The 20,382-nt window shown below is 70.4% G+C and carries 22 protein-coding genes and 1 pseudogene; 8 read left to right on the top strand and 15 right to left on the bottom strand.

The window, feature by feature from the left end; genetic code table 11:
• Positions 1-16: 16 nt before the first annotated feature.
• Both ACA514_RS37970 and ACA514_RS37965 read right to left on the bottom strand, forming a co-directional pair.
• A complete protein-coding gene (locus tag ACA514_RS37970) occupies positions 17-889 on the bottom strand; it encodes a calcium-binding protein (protein WP_375046127.1) in 873 nt (290 codons plus the stop codon).
• Between the two features lie 84 nt (positions 890-973).
• On the bottom strand, positions 974-2,167 hold the full coding sequence (locus ACA514_RS37965) for a hypothetical protein (protein WP_375046126.1): 1,194 nt from the start codon (positions 2,165-2,167) through the stop codon (positions 974-976).
• Between the two features lie 328 nt (positions 2,168-2,495).
• On the opposite strand from ACA514_RS37965, the gene ACA514_RS37960 reads away from it, so the two are divergent.
• Positions 2,496-4,496, top strand: a complete 2,001-nt coding sequence (locus ACA514_RS37960) for a hypothetical protein (protein ID WP_375046125.1) — start codon at positions 2,496-2,498, stop codon at positions 4,494-4,496.
• Here the strand turns inward: ACA514_RS37960 and ACA514_RS37955 are convergent.
• Both ACA514_RS37955 and ACA514_RS37950 read right to left on the bottom strand, forming a co-directional pair.
• Positions 4,469-4,621, bottom strand: coding sequence for a hypothetical protein (locus ACA514_RS37955; protein WP_375046124.1), 153 nt, complete (start codon positions 4,619-4,621; stop codon positions 4,469-4,471). The genes ACA514_RS37960 and ACA514_RS37955 overlap by 28 nt on opposite strands.
• Positions 4,622-4,631: 10 nt before the next feature.
• Entirely contained in the window at positions 4,632-5,384 is a 753-nt protein-coding gene (locus tag ACA514_RS37950; protein WP_375046123.1) for an SDR family NAD(P)-dependent oxidoreductase, read from the bottom strand.
• Between the two features lie 136 nt (positions 5,385-5,520).
• Here ACA514_RS37950 and ACA514_RS37945 point away from each other — a divergent pair, with 136 nt between their 5' ends.
• Positions 5,521-6,027, top strand: a complete 507-nt coding sequence (locus ACA514_RS37945) for a MarR family winged helix-turn-helix transcriptional regulator (protein ID WP_375046122.1) — start codon at positions 5,521-5,523, stop codon at positions 6,025-6,027.
• Here ACA514_RS37945 and ACA514_RS37940 read toward each other — a convergent pair.
• From ACA514_RS37940 to ACA514_RS37920, 5 genes and pseudogenes are all read right to left on the bottom strand, one after another.
• Positions 6,024-6,446, bottom strand: a complete 423-nt coding sequence (locus ACA514_RS37940) for a hypothetical protein (RefSeq protein ID WP_375046121.1) — start codon at positions 6,444-6,446, stop codon at positions 6,024-6,026. The two genes, ACA514_RS37945 and ACA514_RS37940, sit on opposite strands and share 4 nt — an antisense overlap.
• A gap of 304 nt (positions 6,447-6,750) precedes the next feature.
• Positions 6,751-7,104 carry a VOC family protein gene (locus tag ACA514_RS37935; protein WP_375046120.1) on the bottom strand — a complete coding sequence of 118 codons (354 nt, stop codon included), beginning with the start codon at positions 7,102-7,104 and terminating at the stop codon, positions 6,751-6,753.
• 546 nt (positions 7,105-7,650) lie between these two features.
• Positions 7,651-8,940 (bottom strand): FAD-dependent monooxygenase, encoded by a 1,290-nt coding sequence (locus ACA514_RS37930; protein WP_375046119.1) that lies wholly within the window; start codon positions 8,938-8,940, stop codon positions 7,651-7,653.
• 286 nt (positions 8,941-9,226) lie between these two features.
• Positions 9,227-9,496 (bottom strand): annotated as a pseudogene (locus tag ACA514_RS37925) (tyrosine-type recombinase/integrase); the annotation flags it as partial.
• 60 nt (positions 9,497-9,556) lie between these two features.
• Positions 9,557-9,946: a hypothetical protein gene (locus ACA514_RS37920; protein ID WP_375046118.1), complete on the bottom strand. Its 390-nt coding sequence runs from the start codon at positions 9,944-9,946 to the stop codon at positions 9,557-9,559.
• A gap of 404 nt (positions 9,947-10,350) precedes the next feature.
• Here ACA514_RS37920 and ACA514_RS37915 point away from each other — a divergent pair, with 404 nt between their 5' ends.
• Positions 10,351-11,352 carry a hypothetical protein gene (locus tag ACA514_RS37915; RefSeq protein WP_375046117.1) on the top strand — a complete coding sequence of 334 codons (1,002 nt, stop codon included), beginning with the start codon at positions 10,351-10,353 and terminating at the stop codon, positions 11,350-11,352.
• 162 nt (positions 11,353-11,514) lie between these two features.
• On the opposite strand, the gene ACA514_RS37910 is transcribed toward ACA514_RS37915, so the two are convergent.
• Both ACA514_RS37910 and ACA514_RS37905 read right to left on the bottom strand, forming a co-directional pair.
• Complete coding sequence (locus ACA514_RS37910; protein ID WP_375046116.1) at positions 11,515-12,381, bottom strand: hypothetical protein; 867 nt, start codon at positions 12,379-12,381, stop codon at positions 11,515-11,517.
• A gap of 535 nt (positions 12,382-12,916) precedes the next feature.
• Positions 12,917-13,528 carry a TetR/AcrR family transcriptional regulator gene (locus ACA514_RS37905; RefSeq protein WP_375046115.1) on the bottom strand — a complete coding sequence of 204 codons (612 nt, stop codon included), beginning with the start codon at positions 13,526-13,528 and terminating at the stop codon, positions 12,917-12,919.
• A 145-nt stretch (positions 13,529-13,673) separates the two neighbouring features.
• Here ACA514_RS37905 and ACA514_RS37900 point away from each other — a divergent pair, with 145 nt between their 5' ends.
• Together ACA514_RS37900 and ACA514_RS37895 are read left to right on the top strand one after the other, a co-directional pair.
• Positions 13,674-14,408: an SDR family NAD(P)-dependent oxidoreductase gene (locus tag ACA514_RS37900; RefSeq protein ID WP_375046114.1), complete on the top strand. Its 735-nt coding sequence runs from the start codon at positions 13,674-13,676 to the stop codon at positions 14,406-14,408.
• 33 nt (positions 14,409-14,441) lie between these two features.
• Positions 14,442-15,065: an NADPH-dependent F420 reductase gene (locus ACA514_RS37895; RefSeq protein WP_375046113.1), complete on the top strand. Its 624-nt coding sequence runs from the start codon at positions 14,442-14,444 to the stop codon at positions 15,063-15,065.
• Here ACA514_RS37895 and ACA514_RS37890 read toward each other — a convergent pair.
• Complete coding sequence (locus tag ACA514_RS37890) at positions 15,046-15,474, bottom strand: hypothetical protein (protein ID WP_375046112.1); 429 nt, start codon at positions 15,472-15,474, stop codon at positions 15,046-15,048. The two genes, ACA514_RS37895 and ACA514_RS37890, sit on opposite strands and share 20 nt — an antisense overlap.
• A gap of 652 nt (positions 15,475-16,126) precedes the next feature.
• Here ACA514_RS37890 and ACA514_RS37885 point away from each other — a divergent pair.
• Together ACA514_RS37885 and ACA514_RS37880 are read left to right on the top strand one after the other, a co-directional pair.
• Positions 16,127-16,546 carry a DUF2809 domain-containing protein gene (locus ACA514_RS37885; RefSeq protein ID WP_375046111.1) on the top strand — a complete coding sequence of 140 codons (420 nt, stop codon included), beginning with the start codon at positions 16,127-16,129 and terminating at the stop codon, positions 16,544-16,546.
• Between the two features lie 6 nt (positions 16,547-16,552).
• Positions 16,553-17,143, top strand: a complete 591-nt coding sequence (locus ACA514_RS37880) for an MFS transporter (RefSeq protein WP_375046110.1) — start codon at positions 16,553-16,555, stop codon at positions 17,141-17,143.
• Positions 17,144-17,309: 166 nt separating this feature from the next.
• On the opposite strand, the gene ACA514_RS37875 is transcribed toward ACA514_RS37880, so the two are convergent.
• Positions 17,310-17,993 (bottom strand): LuxR C-terminal-related transcriptional regulator, encoded by a 684-nt coding sequence (locus ACA514_RS37875; protein ID WP_375046109.1) that lies wholly within the window; start codon positions 17,991-17,993, stop codon positions 17,310-17,312.
• Between the two features lie 177 nt (positions 17,994-18,170).
• On the opposite strand from ACA514_RS37875, the gene ACA514_RS37870 reads away from it, so the two are divergent.
• Positions 18,171-18,587 (top strand): nuclear transport factor 2 family protein, encoded by a 417-nt coding sequence (locus tag ACA514_RS37870; protein ID WP_375046108.1) that lies wholly within the window; start codon positions 18,171-18,173, stop codon positions 18,585-18,587.
• Positions 18,588-18,655: 68 nt separating this feature from the next.
• Here the strand turns inward: ACA514_RS37870 and ACA514_RS37865 are convergent, their stop codons facing one another.
• Complete coding sequence (locus ACA514_RS37865; protein WP_375046107.1) at positions 18,656-19,819, bottom strand: hypothetical protein; 1,164 nt, start codon at positions 19,817-19,819, stop codon at positions 18,656-18,658.
• On the bottom strand, positions 19,816-20,349 hold the full coding sequence (locus ACA514_RS37860; RefSeq protein ID WP_375046106.1) for a SigE family RNA polymerase sigma factor: 534 nt from the start codon (positions 20,347-20,349) through the stop codon (positions 19,816-19,818). Before ACA514_RS37860 ends, ACA514_RS37865 begins: the two co-directional genes overlap by 4 nt.
• Between the last annotated feature and the right edge of the window lie 33 nt (positions 20,350-20,382).

Genomic DNA, 20,382 nt, shown 5'->3' with positions numbered 1-20,382 from the left:
CGCGCAATGCCGCGGATCAGGTCATGACCTGGGTGCTCTCGCAGCCGACGAAGGTGTCCGGCTGCTCCGGCAGGCCCCTGAGGTCGGAGACGCAGCCGTCGGTGCCGGCACCGCCGTTCACGGTGCCGCCGCCCCGGCCGGTGAGCTGGTCGTTTCCGCCCAGGCCCTGGATCTGGTCGTGGCCGCCCGTGGCGGTGACGACGTTCGGCCCGGCGTTGCCGATCAGCACGTCGTCCTTGATGGTCCCCTGCAGGTTCTCCACGTCCGCGCCGATGGTGTCGCGCGCTCCGGCGAGCCCGTCCTCGGGGCCGCCGTCGTCGCCCGCCGCGCCGTCGAGGTCGGCCCGGACACCCGCGGTCCTTCCCGCCGAGTCGTCGTAGTTCGCCGTGTCGGAACCTCCGCCGCCCATCAGCACGTCGGCGCCGTACTCCCCGGTCAGGACGTCGTCACCGGAGCCGCCGGTGAGCCTGTCGTCGCCGGTGCCGCCGAGCAGGTCCGCATTGAGAGCCGTGGCGTTGGTGATGGCGTCGTCACCGTCCAGGCCGCGCACCCTGATGCTGTACGCCGACGTGCACTGCGCCTGATGCGCGGTCACCATGGTGCACCCGTCGCCGGCGGTGAAGGTGGCCGTGGTGTCGGTGAGGGTGACGAACCCGCCGCCGGAGCCGATCGTGATCTGGTCGTTCACGCCCACGGGTGCGTCGTACCTGAGCACGCCCGCCCCGAGGCGCACCACGCCGGGATGGCAGTCGCCGTAGCAGGGCGACGCCATGGCGGGCTGGGCGGCCAGCGCGCAGGGCAGGGACGCCAGCCCCGCCGCGACCGCCAGGATGCGCAGCGCGTTGCGCGGGGCCCGCATTCTGCTGGACGTTCGGTCGTGAATGGACATCGGAATTCCTCCAGGGAAATCGTCGGGTGGCGGGAACGACGCGGCGGCCATGCGGGCGCCGGCCGTTTCCCGTGTGGTGCCTTGTCAGGGGGTGTTGCGGAGGATCACGGTGCGGTAGTCCGAGGGGCCGAGAAGGTCGAACCCGGAGGCCCACACGTCGCCGCCGCCCGGCGTGGCGGCCGCGCCGGTCAGGATGGAGCCGGTGGCGCCGTCCGGGGCGGCCGTCTTCGACCAGGCCGACCCGTTCCAGTGCAGGATCGAGCCCGCCGCACCGGAGCCGTCGGAGAAGTCGCCGACCGCCCACACGTCCGTCGCCGACCGGGCGGCGACACCCGTGAACCCGCCGCGCACGGGGGCCGGCACGGACGACCAGACGGTGCCGTTCCAGTGCTGGATCACCGTCGTCTGGGTCGGGGTGGTGCCGTTGCTGGTGGCCACCTTGCCGACCGACCAGACGTCCTTCGGCGTGATGGCCGTGACGGCGTTCAGCTGGTTGCCGACCGTGGTGGTGCCGTTCGTGGGCGTCGGGGTGATCTTCCACGAGGTGCCGTCGTAGTGCATGGCCAGCGTTCTGTCCTGCGTGGTCACGCCCATGATCGCGGTGACGGTCCCGACGGCCCAGATGTCGTCGGCGGAGCGGGCGGAGACACCGTTCAGGGTGGCGCCGGCCACGGTCCAGCCGGCCGGCACCGGTGGCGCGGGCGTCGGCGCGACGGTCCATGACGTGCCGTTCCAGTGCTCGACGAGCGCCCGCGCGTCCAGGCCGCGTCCAACGGCCCAGGCGTTGTCGGGGGCGAGCGCGGCCACACCGGTGAACACCGACTTGGCCCCGCCGGCGGTGTTCGGCACGGGCACGCTCGTCCAAGCGGTGCCGTTCCAGTGGACGGCCAGCGGGGACCGTGCCGCCGCCGACACCTTCTTGGTGAAGCCGACGGCCCACGCGTCATCGGCCGCGTCGGCCGACACCCCGCTCAGGACCTCGTCCTGATGCGAGACGGCGGGCGTCGCGACCTGTCGCCACTGGGCGCCGTCCCAGCGCGCCGCCAGCATCTGCTGTCCGTCGGCGTCGGCGTCGGGCGCGGTGAACTGGCCCACCGCCCAGGCGTCGGTGGCGGCGCGCGCCGCCGCGCCGTTCAGCCGGTCGCCGGTCGCCGACGGGTTCGGTGACGGCGTGACCGTCCAGGCCGACGCCGCCATCGCCGGGGCCGCCATCGCCGGGGCCGCCGCCAGCAGCAGCGCCGCAGCCGGCAGCGGGACGAGCAGCCCTCGGCGACGCACCAGCGGGACTCCGCGCGCGTCCCGTCGCCTCTTCCTGACCATGGTGCCTCCAGGATTCGGACGGTGCCGCCGGTCGCGGCACCCACGAGGGAGGCGTGCCACCCCGTGCCATGGCGGGACGGACCGGAACGGCACGCGACGGCACGACTTCCGGCGGGCGCGTCCGCATCCGGTCAGTGGTTGAAACCTCATGAACCGGGCGGCCCGGTGCCCCCGTGGTGGTGTAAGTACGACGCGGCCTCGGCTCGGGATCCCCGCACGACCGAGTGACCGTCTCCCGCACGCGATCCGCGCGCGGGCGGTGACCGGCTACTACGGGGATGGGCCTGTGAAGGGAATACGGGAAGCGGAGACGGCCCCGGCCGCGTGGGGCGGCGACGTCGAGCTGTCACTGGCGGCCGGGGAGCGCGCGCTGGCAGAAGAGGGCGACCTGCGGACGAGCCGGATGTGGTTCGACGCGGCGTACCGCGAGGCGGAGCACTGGGGCGACGGCGAAGCGATGGCGCGGGCCGCGCTGGGCCTCGGCGGTCTGTGGGTGCACGAGCACCGCACCGTGGCCGACGCGGCGACGGTGCGCACCCGCCAGCGCACCGCCCTGGCGGCGATCGACCCGGGGTCGCCGGCGGCGGTGCGCCTGCGCGCCAGGCTCGCCGCCGAGGCGGACTACCTCGCGGGCGGCCACGCGGCGGTCCTGGACCTGCTCGCCGAGGCGAGGCGGACCGGTGACCCGGTGGCGCGGGCCGACGCCCTCAGCCTCACCCACCACTGCGTCCTCGGCCCCGGGCACGGCGCGCTGCGCCTCGAACTGGCCACGGAGCTGATCGGCGAGGCGTCCCGGACGGGCCGCCGCGGCGACCTGCTGATGGGCCTGCTGTGGCACGCCGTCGACCTGTTCCTCGTCGGGGACCCGCACGCCGAGCGCAGCCTCCAGGAGTTGCGCGCCCTGCTGGCCGGGCGGGACCATCTGGCGGCCGGGTTCGTCCTCGGGTCGCTGGAGGTGATGCTGGCCATCCGGCACGGCCGGTTCGAGGAGGCCGAGGAACTCGCCGCCGAGTGCGCGCGGCGCGGCGAGCACGCCGGCGACGCCGCCGCGACCGGCTGGTACGCCGCGCAGCTGGGCACGATCAGGTGGTACCAGGGACGTGTCGCCGAGTGCCTGCCGGCACTGACGGAGCTGGTCGGGTCTCCGCTGATCAGCCCGATGGACAACGCCTGCTACGCGGGCCTGGCGATCGCCGCCGCCGGTGCGGGCGACCGGCGTCTGGCCGAGGGGACGCTGGCCCGGCTGCGCGCCCGCCTCCAGGAGGGGACGCCGCGGTCGAGCACCTGGCTGTTCGCGATGTACGGGGTCGCCGAGGTCGCGTACCTGCTCGGGGACGCCGACGCCGCCGTCCAGGCGCGGAACCTGCTGGGCCCGTTCGCCGGGCTGCCCGCCGTCCTGTGCCTCGGCGCGGCGTGCCTGGGGTCGGTGCGCCACTCGCTGGGAGTGGCCTCGCTGACGATCGGTGACGCGGACGAGGCGGTCCGGCAGCTGCGCCAGGCCGTCGACGACAACCTCGCGCTGGGCCACTGGCCCGCCGCCGTCCTGTCCCGGGCGCGGCTCGGCGAGGCGCTCGCGCTCCGCGACGGGCACGCGGACGAGACGGCGCGCAAGACCCTGGCCCTCGCGGCGCAGGAGGCCGCCGAACTCGGCATGGCACTGCCCGCCGGACCCTCTCGCGGCTCCGCCGGCGTTCCCCGTCCCGCCGACGTCGCGTTCGAACGCCACGGCAAGGGATGGCGCGTCACCTCGGGCGCCCGCTCCGTGGCCGTGGCGGACAGCGTCGGCATGCGGCACCTGGCCACGCTGGTCGGCAATCCCGGGCAGGACATCCCGGCGCTCACTCTCGCGGCCGGCCCGCCGCCGCTGGGGTCCGCGGGCGGCGGGATCGGCGCCGCGTCCGCCCAGCCCGTCCTGGACGAGGAGGCCAAACGCACCTACCGGCGACGCCTCTCCGAACTCGAAGCCGAGTCCGCGAGGCTGGAGTCGCTGGACGAGTACGACCGGGCCGACGCCGTCCTCGCCGAACGCGACTGGCTGGTGGCCGAACTGTCCGCCGCCGCGGGCCTCGCCGGCCGTACCCGGAACTTCTCCGGCAGCGAAGAACGCGCCCGCACGGCCGTAGGCAAGGCCATCCGGCGCGCTCTGCAACGCATCGACGAGGCCGACCCGGTCATCGGTGGCGGACTCCGCGCCACCATCCACACCGGCCTTCTCTGCTCCTACTCCCCCGAAAGCCCCCAAGAGACGCGCCAGACCTGTCAGCCGGCGAGTGTCCGGGCGACGTAGACCTGGAGTTGCCCGGCGAGGTGGCTCAGCGGCTCCGGTTGGTAGAAGTCGGCATGGCCTGGCGCGAGGACCTGCCCGGGCGAGCAGGTCGATGTCCGGCAGGAGCCGATGATGAAGATGTTCATGAAGGCTCCTTCAGGAGGGCAGGGCGCTGAGCTCGCCGCCATCGGCGAACAGGACGGCGCCGTTGACGTAGGAGCTGGCCGGGCTCACCAGGAAGGAGACGATCTCGGCGATCTCGGTGGGGTCTCCGGCACGGCCACGGGCGGTGGTCTTGTCCAGCATCGCGGTGTGCTCGCCGAGCATGGCCTTAGTGCCCTCGGTGTGCACGGGGCCGGGCGAGACGGTGTTGACGCGTACGCCGGACGGGCCGAACTCGGTCGCCCAGTAGCGGGTGAGGATCTCGGCGCCGGCCTTGGAGGCGCCGTAGGCGGCGCCGATGGGGGCGGGCATGCGGGCCGCGCTGGAGCCGACGATCACGATCGAGCCCCGGCCGCGCTCGGCCATACCGGGCGCCAGCGCGCCGACCAGCAGGAACGGGGCGCGCGTGTTGACGGCGACCTGCCGGTCGAAGCTGGCGGCGGCGGTCGCAACGGTCGGAGCGAACTCGTACAGACCCGCGCTGTTGACCAGGATGTCCACCGCTCCGGCCGCGGCGGCCAGGCGCAGTGTGTCATCGGCGTCGGCGAGGTCCGCGGCGACGAAACGGGCGGTGCCGCCCGCTGCCGCGATCTCCTTGACCAGGGCTTCGCCGCGGACCCGATCACGGCCGTGCAGGACGACGTCCGCGCCCTGGGCGGCCAGGTTCTGCGCGATGGCCTTGCCGATGCCCGAGGTCGCTCCGGTCACGAGTGCGGTGCGGCCCTGCAAAGCGTTGTCGGCACTCATGATGATCTTCCTCGCTGTGGTGCGTTCGGCGCGCGGCACGGATCACTGCCGGCGCCCTGTCCGGAATCAACTATGCATTACAGATGTTCTGTTCACAAGAACATCTGTTGCTCAGCACATATTGTACGATGTGCGGGTGAGCGCATCCACGTCCGAGAACAAGAGGCCGCGCGCCGAGGCGGAATCCCTGGCGCTGGACACCGACCTGGGCTGGGCGATCCGCATGGTCTCCGCGGCGTTCCGTCGCGTCGCCACCGACTCCGTCGCGGACCTGCCCGGCGGAGCCCGCGGCTACCTGGTCCTGGTGGCGCTGGCCGGCGGCAGCGAACCGCCTTCGCAGCTGGCCCTGGCCAAACAGGTGAGTCTCGACCGCACCGTGATGACCTACCTCCTCGACGACCTGGAAGCCCACAGCCTTGTGACCCGCAAGCCCGACCCGCGCGACCGGCGCGCCCGCCAGGTCCTCATCACCGACACCGGACGCGCCCGCCTCGCACAGGTACGCGAAAGCCTCGGCGCCGCCGAAGCACGCCTCCTCACCGACCTCGACCCCAAGGACGCCGAGCAACTGCGGACGCTGCTCGCCCGCGTCGCCCAGACCGCGCAGCGCGAAGTCATCGCCCCCGACGAAGCAGAGTGCTAGCCACACACGGCCTTGGCCCCGGAATCCCAGCTCAGACACCAGCCGCAAGGTAGCGGTGGATCACGCGCCCGAGTTCGTCGCGGCCTGCTCGTCGTGATCGCGCAGCATCCGCATGACGGTGGCTGGCGAGGCACGAGCTTCGCCGCCATGTCGCGCAGGCTCAGGCCCTGGTCCCGGTAGTGCAGGGCCATCGTGAGCATGTCCGGGTCGGCAACGGTGGCGCCGCCGATGATCTTGCCGCACTTGCGGGCGGACTCGATCGTCCGGGCGCGAAGCTCCTTCTCCCACAGTTCCCGCGCGGCAATCAGGATCTTCTCGATCCGGCTCGGTCTCGGGGGCTCGATCTTCCGTGCCCGGTACTCGATCAGCAGCGCCGACCGCCGCCACCGCCTGCCACGCACTACCTCTCTCACCTGCACGGACGTAGTCTCGGCGAGCACAGGCCCGGCGGACTGGGCGTCGTTGGAGCTGCCGCGCGAGAACCGAATGGCCGCGTGACCTCGTCGGCGCGTATCTGATCTCCACGCATACGCCGAAAGCGGAGCCTGGCCGAGGACCAGGACCCGCGCGCGGTCTACGAGCCGGACGCCGATGAGGCGGCCGGTCCGGCGCTGTGGCGTTTCCGCGGCTGGTGTCGGGCCGCTGAGACGACGAAGCGCCGCCCCGCGTCCGGCGGGGCGGCGCTGTGCCGCATTTTTGGAGGGACCTAGAACCGGGGCATCGTCAGGCGGGCTGCCACAACTCGACCCGGTTGCCCTCGGGGTCGGTGACCCAGCCGAATCGGCCGACCCCCTCCATGTCCTGCGTTTCCTGCACCACATCCGCGCCCTTGGCGCGCAATTGCGCGAGCATCGCGTCCAGGTCGCGGACACGGAAGTTGAGCATGGTCTGCTGGGTGCGGGACCCGAAGTAGCCGGTCTCGGACTCGAAGGTCGCGAACACCGTCGGCCCGGCTTCCTGACGCCACAGGCCGTTCCCATCGACGTCGAGGCCCAGGCAATCGCGGTACCACTCGCTCAGGGCCGTCGGGTCGGTGGCGCGCATGAAGTGACCACCGATTCCAAGCACATGTTCCATGCGGCCATCTAACCGGAACGTCGACCAGGGGCACCTCGGCCGCTTCGTAGCCGTCAGTGCTGAGGGCACCTGAGGAGGGAGTTGCACGGTGATGTCGACCCACTCTGGCTGCGCTCGTCCTGCCGTTTGCTCGCCATGGCGTGACAGTACGGACACCACCACCATTTTCATGCGCTGCCAGCACCGATCCGCCGTGACCAGCCTCGGCCACCTTGGTTCGGCTGTTGGCATGGCCGTTTGTGGGTGTGTGCGCCCAAGGACGTTTACATCCGGCCATGTGATCCGCGGCTATTTGAGCCGTGCTCGGTCCGCCGGGGTCTCCTCGCGGCCCGCCGCTCAGCCGGCGGCGGCCGCCGAGTCCGACGTGGACCTGGCGGCCGACGACCGGCGTGGCCGCCTGCTTGCCCTGCTGGACGACATCGCGTCGTCGTGGGCGCCGCCGAGCTCCTGGGACGGCGAGACGAGCACGGGCACGCCGCGACTGAGCGGAGGTCGTCCAGGGGTGTCCCGCCGAAGCACGGTCCCTCTCGACACGTTATGCGACACCTACGGCTTGGCCGACAAGGTGATCGGCGATCTGGCCGGAGCTGCGGAGTCCGGCACCCCCGCGTAGTCGGGCAGCTCGATGCCGTTGATCGCGCGCCCGACCAGCTCGGTGAACCACTCGCCGGCGAAGTCGGGGAGCGGCTCGGCGTCTGCCCCGGGGACGTCGCGGGTGCGGGCGTTCAACCGGCCGATCTCCTGGTTGGCCTCGACGAACGGGCGCATCCGCGCCTCGTAGCGGGCGAACCCGGCGGCGGGGTCCCATCCGGCGGAGGCCAGCTCTCCGGCCAGCACGTACGCGCCGACCAGGGCCAGCCCGGTCCCCTGCCCCGACATCGGCGAGGAGCTGAACGCCGCGTCCCCGAGCAGCCCCACCCGTCCACTCGACCAGCGGTCCATCACCACCTGGGCGACCTGGTCGAGGTAGAAGTCCGGGGTGTCGTCCAGGTGCGCGAGGATGTCCGGGGCCAACCAGCCCAAGCCCGCCATCCGCTCACGCAACAGGACCTTCTGCGCCGCGACGTCACGGTAGTCGACGTCGAAGCCGGCCGAGGCGAAGTAGAACATGGCCATCGCCCGGGTGGCGTCCTGGATGGGCCGCAGGAGAGCGGAGCGCCCGGACTCCTGGTCCTGGTGCTCCAGCAGCCAGCGGTCCAGCCCGAACTCGTTGGGCACACTGTAGAAGGCCAGCACGTGCCCGACGTGGCGCAGGAACCGCTCATGCGGCCCGAAGACCATCGCTCGCAGCTCCGAATGCAGCCCGTCGGCCCCGACCACCAGGTCGAAACGCCGCCGGTCGCCGCCCGCGAAGACCACGTCTACCCCGTCCGCGTCCTGGGCGAGCTCCGCGATCCGGTCGCCGAAAACGTACTCGACGCCGTCGCGGGTGTCGTCGTAGAGCACCTGGGCCAGGTCCCCGCGCAGGATCTCGATGTCCGCGATGAACCCGTCGCCACCGTCATCGTCGGCACGGAAGGTCTCCAGCACCTGCCCGTCCGCGTCCACGGTGTGCGCGCCGGCGGTGTCGGTGCACGCCGCCCGCACCGCCGCGTCCAGCCCCATGCGCCCGATGACCTCCTTGGCGACCCCGCGCGCGTCCACCGCCTGCCCGCCGGGACGCAGTTCGGGAGCCCGCTCCACCACGGTCACCTCGGCCCCCCGCCGGCGCAGCCAGTGGGCCAGTGCAGGTCCCGCGATGCTCGCCCCCGCCACCAACACCCTGGGACCGCTCACCCTCGTACCCTGCTCGCCAATCCGGATGGTGCGCTCCTGCTCGGAGTCGTCGACGCTCATCACTGCCTCCATGTGCTTCCTGCCGCGCTCGAATGTTCCCAGCACAGGCCCACCGCTCTCGGTGTGTCCGCCCTATCGACCACGGATGCGCACGAAAATCATCGGTACGACCGAATCGCGTCCACGCTCCCGCAAACACCCCGAACTCGGCAGACCAGCATGTTCCTCCCGAAGCTTGGGAGTCAGGTGCCGGAGGCCATGTAGGCGGATGACGATCGAGGTTGTTGCGGGCCCGGTCATAGCGCATCGTCGTGCGCGGATCGGCGTGGCGCGCGGCGATCTGCACGTCCCGCAGGTCGACGCCGGCGTCGAGCATGGTGGTGACGATGGTGTGGCGGAGCATATGCGGGTGCATCCGCGGGAGCCGCACGACCGATTCGGCCGCGAGCCTGCGCAGGCGCCGGGTGCCGGCGTGCCGGTCCATCCGGCCCCCGCGGGTGTTGAGCAAAATCGGTCCGGCCGTGCGGTCACCGATGGCGCGATCGATCGCCCTGCCCACCGCAGGCGGAAGTGGGAGCAGCACGATCCGAGTGCCCTTGCCGACCACGCGCAGCACCCGGTGACCGTGTTCCTCGCTCAGGTCGCCGATGTCGGCGCCCGTGGCCTCGAAGATCCGCTACCCGAGCAGGCCGAGCATCGCTACCAGAGCGAAGTCGTTGGGGTTGGCCAAGGCACGTGCGGCCGACAGCAGCGCCTCGAACTGCAGGTGCGACAACCCAAGCGTGGGTGATTCGGGTGGGACGTTGGGGCGACGGACGTGCTCGGCGGGTGAGTGCTCGAGAATTCCGTCGATCACGTAGGTCCGGTAGAACCCGGCGACCACCGACAGTCGTCGAGACACCGTGGAGGGCCGGAACCGGCGGACCTCCTGCAGCCACCGCACGTACATCTCCATCTGGGCCCGCTTGGCCGTCAAGGGCTCCAGGTGCCGCTCGGCGCAACAGGACAGGTAGATCCGCAGATCCGACTCGGTGTGCATCCGCGACACGCCCTTGTACCGAGCCAAGCAGGCGACCGTCGCCAATCGCAGCACGTCTCTGGCGGTAGCCCGGGCCGGGGCGTCACCGTCACGAACTCATCGATCGAAGCCATGCCTTGGCCGCTGCGCCCGGACTCAGCACGATGCCAGAGGCCGACTAGCGACAACTACCAGAAGCGGCATGAGCGCCTGTTGGCCGGGGGCAGAGAGCACACTGTGCGGGAAGCGGGATTAACGGCCGACCGTCACGGTCGGGCACCGATATACGCCGCCTCGGCGGGCGCTACCCGCAAGGAACCGAATGGCCGTCCGTCCCCTCGGCTGCTCGTGAGCCACCGGCACTGGATCGGCGTTCGCCGGACGATTGCACCGAAGGGCTCGTCCAGTAAACGTCTTTGCCGGATCGGGCAAGGCGGGTCCATGATCGTCGAATGGGACTCGACTGGGCCTATTTCCGTCGGCCCTACGAGGAGCTGCACGACCGTCACGACGCCGCCGAGCGCCAGGAATACCTGGTCGGTCGACAACCGACGGCGGCGGCCCATCTGGCCGAGCTGGCGCCGCTGCGCAAACGGGAGCCGATCCCCGCCAGCGGGTACACCGGCGACGACGAGCGCCTGTGGCAGATCATGAAGCTGTACGCGCTGAGCCGGGTCAGCGACTACCTAATCGAACTCTTCTGCCCCGCGGGGGACCCGCCCCCGGGATTCGGAGTCACCGGAGGACGTGCCGTCATGGAGGGCAGCACCACCCACAGGCTGGAACTCGGCGGGTGGCAGATCAACGCCACCCCAGGGTGGATCGGCTCCCGCAGGCTGGAACTCGACGAACTGGCCGCCTACACCGGCTTCTTCACCGACATCGGGCTGACCCCGTTCGAGCACGCCGAGACGTTCTCCCCATTCCACCACGAGATCTTCGCCGTGATGCAGGATCCCTCCGCGACGCGCGTGATCCTTGAGGAGGTGCTGTGGCCCGGTTTCTGGTTCGGTGACCTGCTGTTCAGCCGCGCCGGTGTGCGGGTGCGAGCACCACGGCACCTGATCGACGCCGCGGTGGCCACCACATCAACGCTGTACTTCACCTTCAGCCGCGAGCCGCGTCCCACCAGTGACCTGTCGCACAACTGGGGATCCAATTCGCAATGGCGCACGAGCTTCCACCGGTTCTACTCCGACGAGGACGGCCTGCACCTCAACTGGGACGGCCAAGTGGACATCGGCGAAGACCCTCCACAACAGCCGGCCGACCAATCCGACGATCCAAATCCACTGGACCAGCGCCGCGAACTGCTCCTGCACCGCTGCTTCGTCCGCAGTGCGCTGCCACGCGACGAGGATGACCGGTTCCCCTACGACGACCGGCTCAGCCTCACCACCGCCGAGTGGCCGCTACGGCCAGAGTCGATCGTGCGGGTGCCATGGACACGGTGAGGGTCCCGAGACAAGGACCGACTCGCTGCCACCGTCTTCACGGACGGGAGACTCAAGATCGTATCGAGCGCGCTGCCTGCGGTAGAAGAGGATGTACCAGGTTGACCGCTGTCCGGCGTCGGTCACTTGGAGCACATCGTTCACGTCTTGTTGGCGTGAGCGTCACGCCTCTTGGAATACGAGATCCTCGGGCGGCCGAGTCAGCCGCACAACCTGATCAGCGACCTCGACGAGCGTGCTCAGGCCGGTGAACTGCCCGGTGGGCAGGACCAGGACACGGTCCGCGCGCTGGTCGAGGAAAGCTCGAAAGCCTGCGAGCGATGGGGCTCCGCCGCCAAGGGCGAGGAAGTCCGCCAGACGCCGGAACAGCTTGGGCAACAAGACGGCCGTGTCGGTGATCGTCGCCAGGCCGTCGATCTTGGCACCAGTGGTGGTGATGTCGGCCGGCCACAGCCCAGAGCCCGCTTGCCGTGCCGCCTGCACGGCTTCGGTCATGGCGTCGCGCAGGTCGAAGAAGAGCTTGCTGTAGTACGTCGGGTAGGCGACGCCCTCGCTGAGCTGTCGGAAGTTGGCTGTCTGCCGCAGCAGGGCTACGTCCACATGATGTGGGGTGCCGCTCGTGCCAGGGGCTGGGCCCCGGCCTGCCAGTGCGACGCATCGACCGTGGACGTCGGCGCCGCGCGTCAGGATGTAACCGGGTACCCGCTCGGGCTCACTCGAGGTGATCGTGCCGCTGGAGTTGCGTTGCACGCCGGTGAAGCCGAGCCAGGCCACCAGCTCGTCGGCGGCGCGGTCGGCGAAGGGCGCTGGCTGGTGGAGTTCGGCGCCGTGCGGCGGCCGGTAGTGGGTTTCGAGGGTGTCGATGCCATCCAGGCGGAGTTGGGCTCCGCCGGTGCTGTTGCGCCGGACCTTGTGCGGCCCCTCGACCAGGTCCCACTGCGCAGGATCGTCAGGGATGAACCGGACGCTGTCGCCGTCTGGCCGAGCTCCGACCACGCGGTAGGTGCCTTGGATCATAAGCATCGGCATGACGACCCCCGTTGATTTACAATCACGCGGTCACCGTTAGTACACGCCCGCTCAGCGTAGAGCCGCCCCTCAGCCCGCGGCCAGGCAGCTCACCTGTCCGGATCCGGACTGAGGTGCCAGTGTCGTGGCATGTCCCGTGACGGTTCCCAAGCTGCGCCGCTACCCGCCAGACACCACGGCTCTCACCTGCGCGGACGTACTTTTCGGAAAGCACAAGGTCCGCCGGCGACGAATACGCGCATTTGACTGACTGGTGATCAGCGCGAATGGTTAGGCCGGGTCGGTCCAGACGTCAACGTTGTCCTGCCCGCGAGGAGAGCGCCGCGGTGGAGTGTCAGCGCCCTGGGTCGGGACGACGGCCTCGAACTTTTGAAGCGTTCAGGGGCGCTGGTCTCCCCCGGCGGCCTTCCGCGGGGGGCGACCAGTTCCGCAAAAGCGGGCAGGTCTGGGCCGGGTGCCGGGCGGCCGGTGTCGCGTACCGGCGGGTGCGGCCGCATGATCGGCAGCGCGTCCAGCCCGGGTGCGGAGTGCCGAGTCAACTTGGCACTTCCTCCCGTCGCCGGTCATCGCCGGCTGTTGCGGGGATGGCATTGTCGATGAGGACGGCGGCGATGGCGGCGGCGGCGGGGAAGGCGTCGGCGTTGAGGACCCGGGTGCGGGCCGCGGCGCCGTCGATGAGCAGCGCGAGCTGCTCGCCGAGCTGTTCGGGGTCGGCTGCACCGGCTTCGCGGGCGGTGTCGGCGAGCCGCGCGGCGACGGCCTTCTTGTAGTCGCGCGCGTACTGGGACGCGGGGTGCTGGGGGTCGTGGAGTTCGACGGCGGCGGCAATGTAGGGGCACAGGGGGGTGCCCGGGGGGATGTCGAATGCGGCGAGGAGCCGTTCGCGGGGCGTGAGGTCGGTGCGGTCGAACACGCCGGACAGAACGGAGGGGTCGAAGCGGCGCAGGTACTCGGCGACGAGTTCGTCCTTGCCGGCGAAGTGCTGGTAGGCCGTGCGCTTGGACACCTGGGCCGCCGCGCAGAGCTGGTCCATGCCGGTGCGGTTGATGCCCTGCTCGCGGAACAGCTGCTGGGACGCGCTGATGATGCGCTCGCGGGCGCCCCGGCCGCGGCGGCGGCCCGTGGGGCCCTTCTCCAACTCCGTCATGGGTCCATGGTACGCCGGCCGGGTAACGGGCGGTGTACATAGCTTGCATCCCGACGCCCCGCCCCGTACCGTAAGCAAACAGAACGGTGTACATAAAGCCATCGCCCCAGGTGCGCACCCGCACCACCGACCCAAGGGACCGATCATGGGAAAGCTCGACGGCAAGGTAGCGGTCATCACCGGCGGCACCACCGGCATGGCGCTGGCCGGCGCGAAGCTGTTCGTCGACGAGGGAGCGCACGTCTTCATCACCGGCCGCCGCCAGGACGTCCTGGACGAGGCCGTGAAGCAGATCGGCCACAACGTCACCGGTGTCCAGGGCGACGCCGCCGACCTGGACGACCTGGACCGCCTTTACGACACCGTCAAGCGGGAAAAGGGAAGCCTCGACGTGCTGTGGGCCAGCGCCGGCGGCGGCGAGCCCGCTCCGCTCGGCGAGATCACCGAGGCCCAGTTCGACACCTGGTTCGGGCTCAACGCCCGCGGCACCCTGTTCACCGTCCAGAAGGCCCTCCCGCTCTTCAACGACGGCGGCTCCATCCTCATGACCGGCTCCAACGCCTCACTCGGCGCGTTCCCGGGCTGGAGCGTCTACGCCGGAAGCAAGGCCGTTCAGCAGGCCTGGGCCCGCATCTGGCTCAACGAGCTCAAGGACCGCCGCATCCGCGTCAACGTCCTGACCCCCGGCCAGGTCGCCACCGCCAAGCAGGAAGAACTCTTCGACGAGACCACCAAGCGCCAGTTCGAGTCCCTCATCCCCCGCGGCCAGATGGGCCGCCCCGACGAGATCGCTACCGCCGCCCTCTTCCTCGCCTCCGACGACTCCAGCTACGTCAACGGCATGGAACTCATCGCCGACGGCGGCACCACCGCCATCTGAACCGAACAACACACAACCAGGACAGGACATCTCATGAGCAGCATCAGCATCATCGGCACCGGGAACATGGCCCGCACCATCGGCGCGCGGGCGGTAGCGGGCGGCAACACCGTCGAGGTCATGGGCCGCGATCAGTCCAAGGCCGCCGACCTGGCCAATGCGCTCGGCGGCGGCGCCACGACGGGAGAATGGGGCACCACCCCGGCCGGGGACATCGTCATCGTGGCCCTGTTGTACGACGGTGTCGTGCCGGTCGTCGCCCAGTACGGAGACGCTCTCGCGGGCAAGGTCATCGTCGACATCAGCAATCCCTTCAATTCCACATTCGACGGGTTGGCCCACCGCGAGGAGACCTCGATCGCACAGGAAGTCGCCAAGGCGGCTCCGGCCAGCGCCAACGTGGTGAAGGCGTTCAACACCATCTTCCGCCATGTCCTGGAGAAGGGGCGGCCCGATGTCTTCATCGCCGGCGATGATGCGCAGGCCAAGGCAAGTGTGAAGGCGTTCATCGAGAGCCTCGGGCTACGCCCGCTGGACGCCGGCGGCCTGAAAATGGCGCACTGGCTGGAAGGAGCGGGCCTGGTCACGGTGGGCCTCGCCAACCACGGAGTGGGGAATCTGGACTTCGCCCTCAGCATCACCGAACTTCCCGCCTGAGCAAACGGTTGACGGACCACCGAAAGGACTCGCCAAGTGAGCCCGTGGGCGAATCGGTGGGGCAGCGGTCCCGCACATCCTTGTCGAAGGCGGAGATCACTTCCGTCAGGTCGATGACCGCTATGTCCGGTCGTACTTCGGCCGCCTCCAGCCCCGGGCCGCCAGGCAGCCGTCGGTGAACTCGGCAAGCTGCCAGCTCACGCGGGTGGGGGTCTAGCTGTTCATCAAGGCCGCGAGTGAGACGGGCGACGATGTGCAGCAGCCGGCAGCGGAGCTTCTTGGGCTCGGCAGTGGCGAGCCCGCCCTCCGGCAGGAGGAGGCGTGCCCAGGTGAGGAGATCGGTCGCCGCAAGGCTGAGTTCGAGCCAGGCCGCGTTGACATCGAAGCGGCGGGAGGGGAAGCGGCGCAACTACGCCTCGGATCGTGAAGAGCCAACTACATCCCCAGAAACCCACCACACTCCGAAGCGGTGCCGAAGTCAGGACGAGAGGACAATGAAATGGGCAGTTGATAGTCGGACGCGCTCAGTCCTGTGCACGGCCCGCCCCGGCGATCGGCAAGCATCCGGCGCTGGGCGCGGGTGGCCATTGCGGCCCAGGTGATCTTCGTGGCGAGCTGGCTCACCGCCGCTTCCTGGCAAGGTCCGCGGTACCGCGTCCTCGCTCATTCCATAAGCGAGATGTACGCGCGCACCGCGCCGCACCCGACGTTCCTGCTGATCGTGTTCACGCTCTGCGGTGCCGCGACGATCTTTTCACGCTCCGCTCCGTCCGGCCCGCGCTGCGCCCCGGGGGCTGGGCCACGACGGTGGGCTCGGTCCTGCTCGCCCTTTCGGTCGCCGGCCTCGGCAACCGATCGCGGTGAACACCGCCTCGATCGCTCAGCGCCGCCATCCCGCTGCCCCTGCCGCCGGGCTCAGAACGCCGGTACCAGCGGCTCGGCAAACTCCCACAACTCATCCGGCACCAGACGCAACGCAAGATCCGACGACACGACCCCACAGGACTCACGCAATCCACGCAAGGCACACTTTCAACTGCACTGTCACCTACTATTGCGTCATGTCGCTCGCAGTGCGCTGGATTCGGCTGCTGATGGTGGTCTCGGCAGCCGGCTTTGCAGGCGCGGCCTTCGCAATCCGTGCCACGATGAACGGGCCCATCGAACAGTATTCAGGCGCCGCCTTGTCCGCGGCCATCGTCTACACGATAGTGATCTGCATTTGGCCGCCGATTTCACCACTGTCCGCCGGCAGTGCCACGATCGCATACTGCTGGTTCATCGAGTTCGCACAACTCACCCCCATACCCGCCGCACTCTCCCAACGCAGCTGGTTCGCCCGCCAGCTGCTGGGCGCCCAGTTCGACCTCATTGATGTCGCCTGGTACCCCATCGGCGTCATCCCATTGATCGCCGCGCATTGGTTCCTCCGGGCCCGCACACGTTCCCAAACCGACTCGGCACCCGTCCTAACTTCATGAACAGTTGTGCCCAGCCACCTGACCCAGCGGATGCGAACTCTGGTCGGATCCAGGGCGGCCAAGCTCGGCAACCGCTTCTTCCTCGTCATCGGCATGGCCATGAACACGATCGGGCTCGGCTGGTTCGCCCTTGTCGCGCACCCGTCGACGCCTTACCTGGAGCTGGTCTGGCCGCTGATCCTGTCCGGGATCGGCATCGCCTGCGTCTTCCCGACCGTCTCCAGCGAGGTCGTCTCCTCGGTACCACCCGAGCGGATGGGCGTCGCCTCCGGTGTGAACGGCAGCGTGCGCGAGCTCGGCGGCGTCCTTGGCGTTGCGCTGGCGGCCACCGTGTTCGCCCATGCCGGTGGGTACGGCTCGGCGGCGAGCTTCACCGGAGGCTTCGTCCAGGCACTGTGGGCCTGCGCGATCATGTCGGGCGCCGGAACGGCAGCAGCCTTCCTCGCGGCACCCCACAGAAGGGGTGCGCAGGAGACGGGCGGGGAGCAACCCGAGGCCGACGGGCTCGCCCCGCTGGAAAGCCGACGGTTCAACCCGGCCTTGAGGGCCTCTTCGTCGGAAGAGGCACCGGACGACAGCGCCGGCACCTCGACCTAGCGGCGGCCGCCGCCGTCACCGCGGCTGGAGCAGGCGGACGAGGGTTCCCGACCTGCACCTGGTCGCGGTGTCGGCGGTGGTGCGGCTTGGCTCCTAGTACTCCCGTGACCGGGGTGGTCGAGGGGACGAGGCGACCACCGCTGATCATCGTGATCGTGACGTCAACTCAAGATCCTTCGGTGGTTGCGCACCCCGGCGAAGTCCCTGGTCGTCTCGAACGAATCCCGGCGTCGGCACCAGCCAGCAGCAACGCCAGATGGAACCGGCTGCGCGCCCCGTGCTTCTCCATCAGGTCCGCGACCGTGTAGCTGATGGTGCGCCGGCTCAGGCCCAGCTGATCGGCCACCATCTGGTCGGTGCAGCCCTCGGCGAGCAGCGTCACCACGGCGCGCTCCCTGGCCGACAGCCCCGCCGGCCATCGCACCGGCTCGGCCGCCTGCCGCCACAGCCGCTGGTACATCTCGACCAGGGCGCGCACCAGCGGCTTGGCGGAGATCTGCCAGACCCCCTTCAGCGGATCCTCCGGGTCGATGGGCGTCATGACGATCGCCCGGTCGATGATGACCATCTTGGCCGGCAGGGCGGGCAGGATCCGATGTTCGGCGCCGGCGGCGATCAGGCGCACGTCATGGCTCGACGGGGCGGACCCCAGCCAGCGCGTGCGCACATCCGGCGGCACCGGGAGCGTCCCCAGCAGCGGGCGCTGGGACGACGCGGGAACCATGACCAGCCGCTCGCTGCGTTCGACGGAGACGATCTCGGCGAACCGGGCCACCACGGCATCGGCCCCGAACAGCGGGCACACACCGCGCCCGGCCCGCAGCGACTTCAGCCACGTCGCCTCGGACATCGCCGGCCCCCCTGACGTCCCACCCCGGTGAATCCGCATCCTGCCCCAGAAAACCGAGCGGCGGCAATGCGGGGCGGACCCCGTTGCGACTTTGCGCAAGAACGGGGCAGGGGTGATGCGCGCCCCCGCTGCGCCACGCATGGTTCCTTTCATCCACCAGCCCCGAAAGGACACCTCGTGAACTACGACCTGCGAACCCTGGCCGACCGGGCCGAACTGCACGACCTGCTGCTGCATCTGGGCCGGGCCCTGGACGAGCACCGCTTCGAAGACCTGAACACCGTTCTGACGCAGGACGCCACCGGCACGACCCGCAACGGGACCGGGACCGGCCGCGACGTCCTGATCGCACAGATCGAGGCCGGCAACAAGGACTACACCCGCCTGCTCCACCGGTTCAGCAGCGTGCTGATCGACGTCGACGGCGACACCGCGACGATCCGCGCCTACATCACCGCCCTGTCCGGCCACGCCGACAGTCTCGTACCGGCCTCCCGTGGCTACGGGTTGGTCCGCAACAAGGCCGTCCGGACGCCCGACGGTTGGCGGATCAGCGAGCTGAACGTCGAGCCGGTGTTCGTGGTGGAGCAATAACGCCGGACCTACCGCTGCGCGACGGCGGCCTGCGGAGACCGACCCTCGACGACGTGTTCGTGGTCGCGTCACCAGGCGATCAGGCCCAGGTCGGTGCGGTGCAGGTCGGGGAGGCGGCGCACGCGGCCGTCGTCCATGCGGAAGATGGCCCGGTCGTGCCGGGAGCTGACGAGCAGGTGCCTGCCGGTCGCGTCGAGGGTGGTCCTGAAGTCCGTCGGTGCCGCGGGCGCGATCTGCCGGGCCGTCATGCGGGCGAGCTCGCGGACGGGCGCCTTCCCGGCCCCGGCACCGGCTCCGGCGGACAGGGGCAGCTCCACTACCGCGACGGACCGGAACGTCCCGTGGTCGCTGGTGTCCTCGCTGATGGCCGTGACGGTCCGGCCGTCCGGGGAGGGCCGGAAGGACGACAGATCGAGATCGCCGACGTCGCCGCTCCCCATCGTCAGGACGATGCGGGCGTCGGCGAGAGCCGTGCCGGTGCTCCGGGTGTCGAGCGCGCGCAGGACGTCCCCGACGGGGTGGTCCGCATCTTTGCCCTGGTTGTCGCCGGCGAACAGCAGGGTGCGGCCGTCGGCCGCCCACACCGGCGACTTCACGTACGACGGTGAGCCGTCGCTGTTCGGCAGGCGCCACGCCCGGCTGCGGCCGGACGGGACTTCGACGACCGTCAGGTCGTCGCCGCGGCAGCCGTTGAAGTTGTTGAAGACGAGCGCGACACGGCGGCCGTCCGCCGAGACGGCCATGTCGTCCACCTGGCTACCGAACCCGCCCGGCAGCGTCTTCTTGCTCGCCACGGTCCCGTCGCGGCGCAGGGTCACCTTGTCGATGCGGGTGCGGCAGGCGGCCACCTCGTCGGCCAGGAAGAAGGTGCGCTGGTCGGCTGCGGCGGCGAGCGCGGCGTAGTGCCCGGCGCGGGGCTCGATATCGGCGATCCTGCGTCCGGTCCAGGAGTCGAAGACCCCGACGCCGCCTTTCCGGTGGGTCGCCAGGAAGTACGGGGTGCCTTCGTGCGCGCCGAGCGCGTCCGGACCGCGCATGGTGCCACGGAGGGTGACGGTCACGGCCACGACCGCGATCACCGTGAGGACGGCGGCGACAGGCACGAGCCACCGTCCCGCCGGCCGCTGCCGGCGGCGGCGGCGGGCGGGCAGGGCCAGGGGCGGCAGCGACTCGCGCGTCACCTCGCGCGTCTCTGCGGCGGCGGCGTCCTTCAGCAGCCGTTCGATGTTCACGGGTTCTCTCCCAGCATGCGCTCGAGGGCGGTCCGCCCACGGGACGTGTTGGACCGGACGGTGCCCCGGCTCACGCGCAGGATCCGCGCCGTCTCCTCCTCGGACATGTCGAGGACGAACCGGAGCACCAGCGTCTCCCGCTGGCGGTGAGGCAGCCGGCGCAGCGCCTCGAGGATCTCCTTGCCCTGCTCCAGGTCAAGGACCCGGCTCTCCGCCGACGCGGCGGGCACGTCCCGCGTGCCGAGAAGGCTGCGCCCCCTGCGCCGCAGCACCGACCGGCAGTTGTTGAGCACCGACGACCTCAGGTACGTCAGCGCCTTGCCGGGGTCCTTCAGCCGCCCCCAGCGCCGGTACAGGCCGAGGAAGGAGTCCTGGACGACGTCCTCGGCCGTCTGCCTGTCCCCGACCATCACCAGGGCCAGGCGGACGAGGTCCAGGGCGTGCGCTTCGTACAACTGCGTCACGGCTCGCTCGGCGGAGGGCTCCGCGATGTCCGGGGAGTCGTGCTCGCGGAAGTTGAGAAGGCTCACGGGGAAGAGACGCACCGGAGGCGCCGATGTTGC

It is taken from the genome of Actinomadura sp. NTSP31 (assembly GCF_041951385.1).
GTDB classification, from domain to species: Bacteria; Actinomycetota; Actinomycetes; order Streptosporangiales; family Streptosporangiaceae; genus Spirillospora; species Spirillospora napierensis.
The sequence above is the reverse complement of the archived record's forward strand: the minus strand, read 5'-3'. Positions and strand labels throughout refer to the sequence as shown.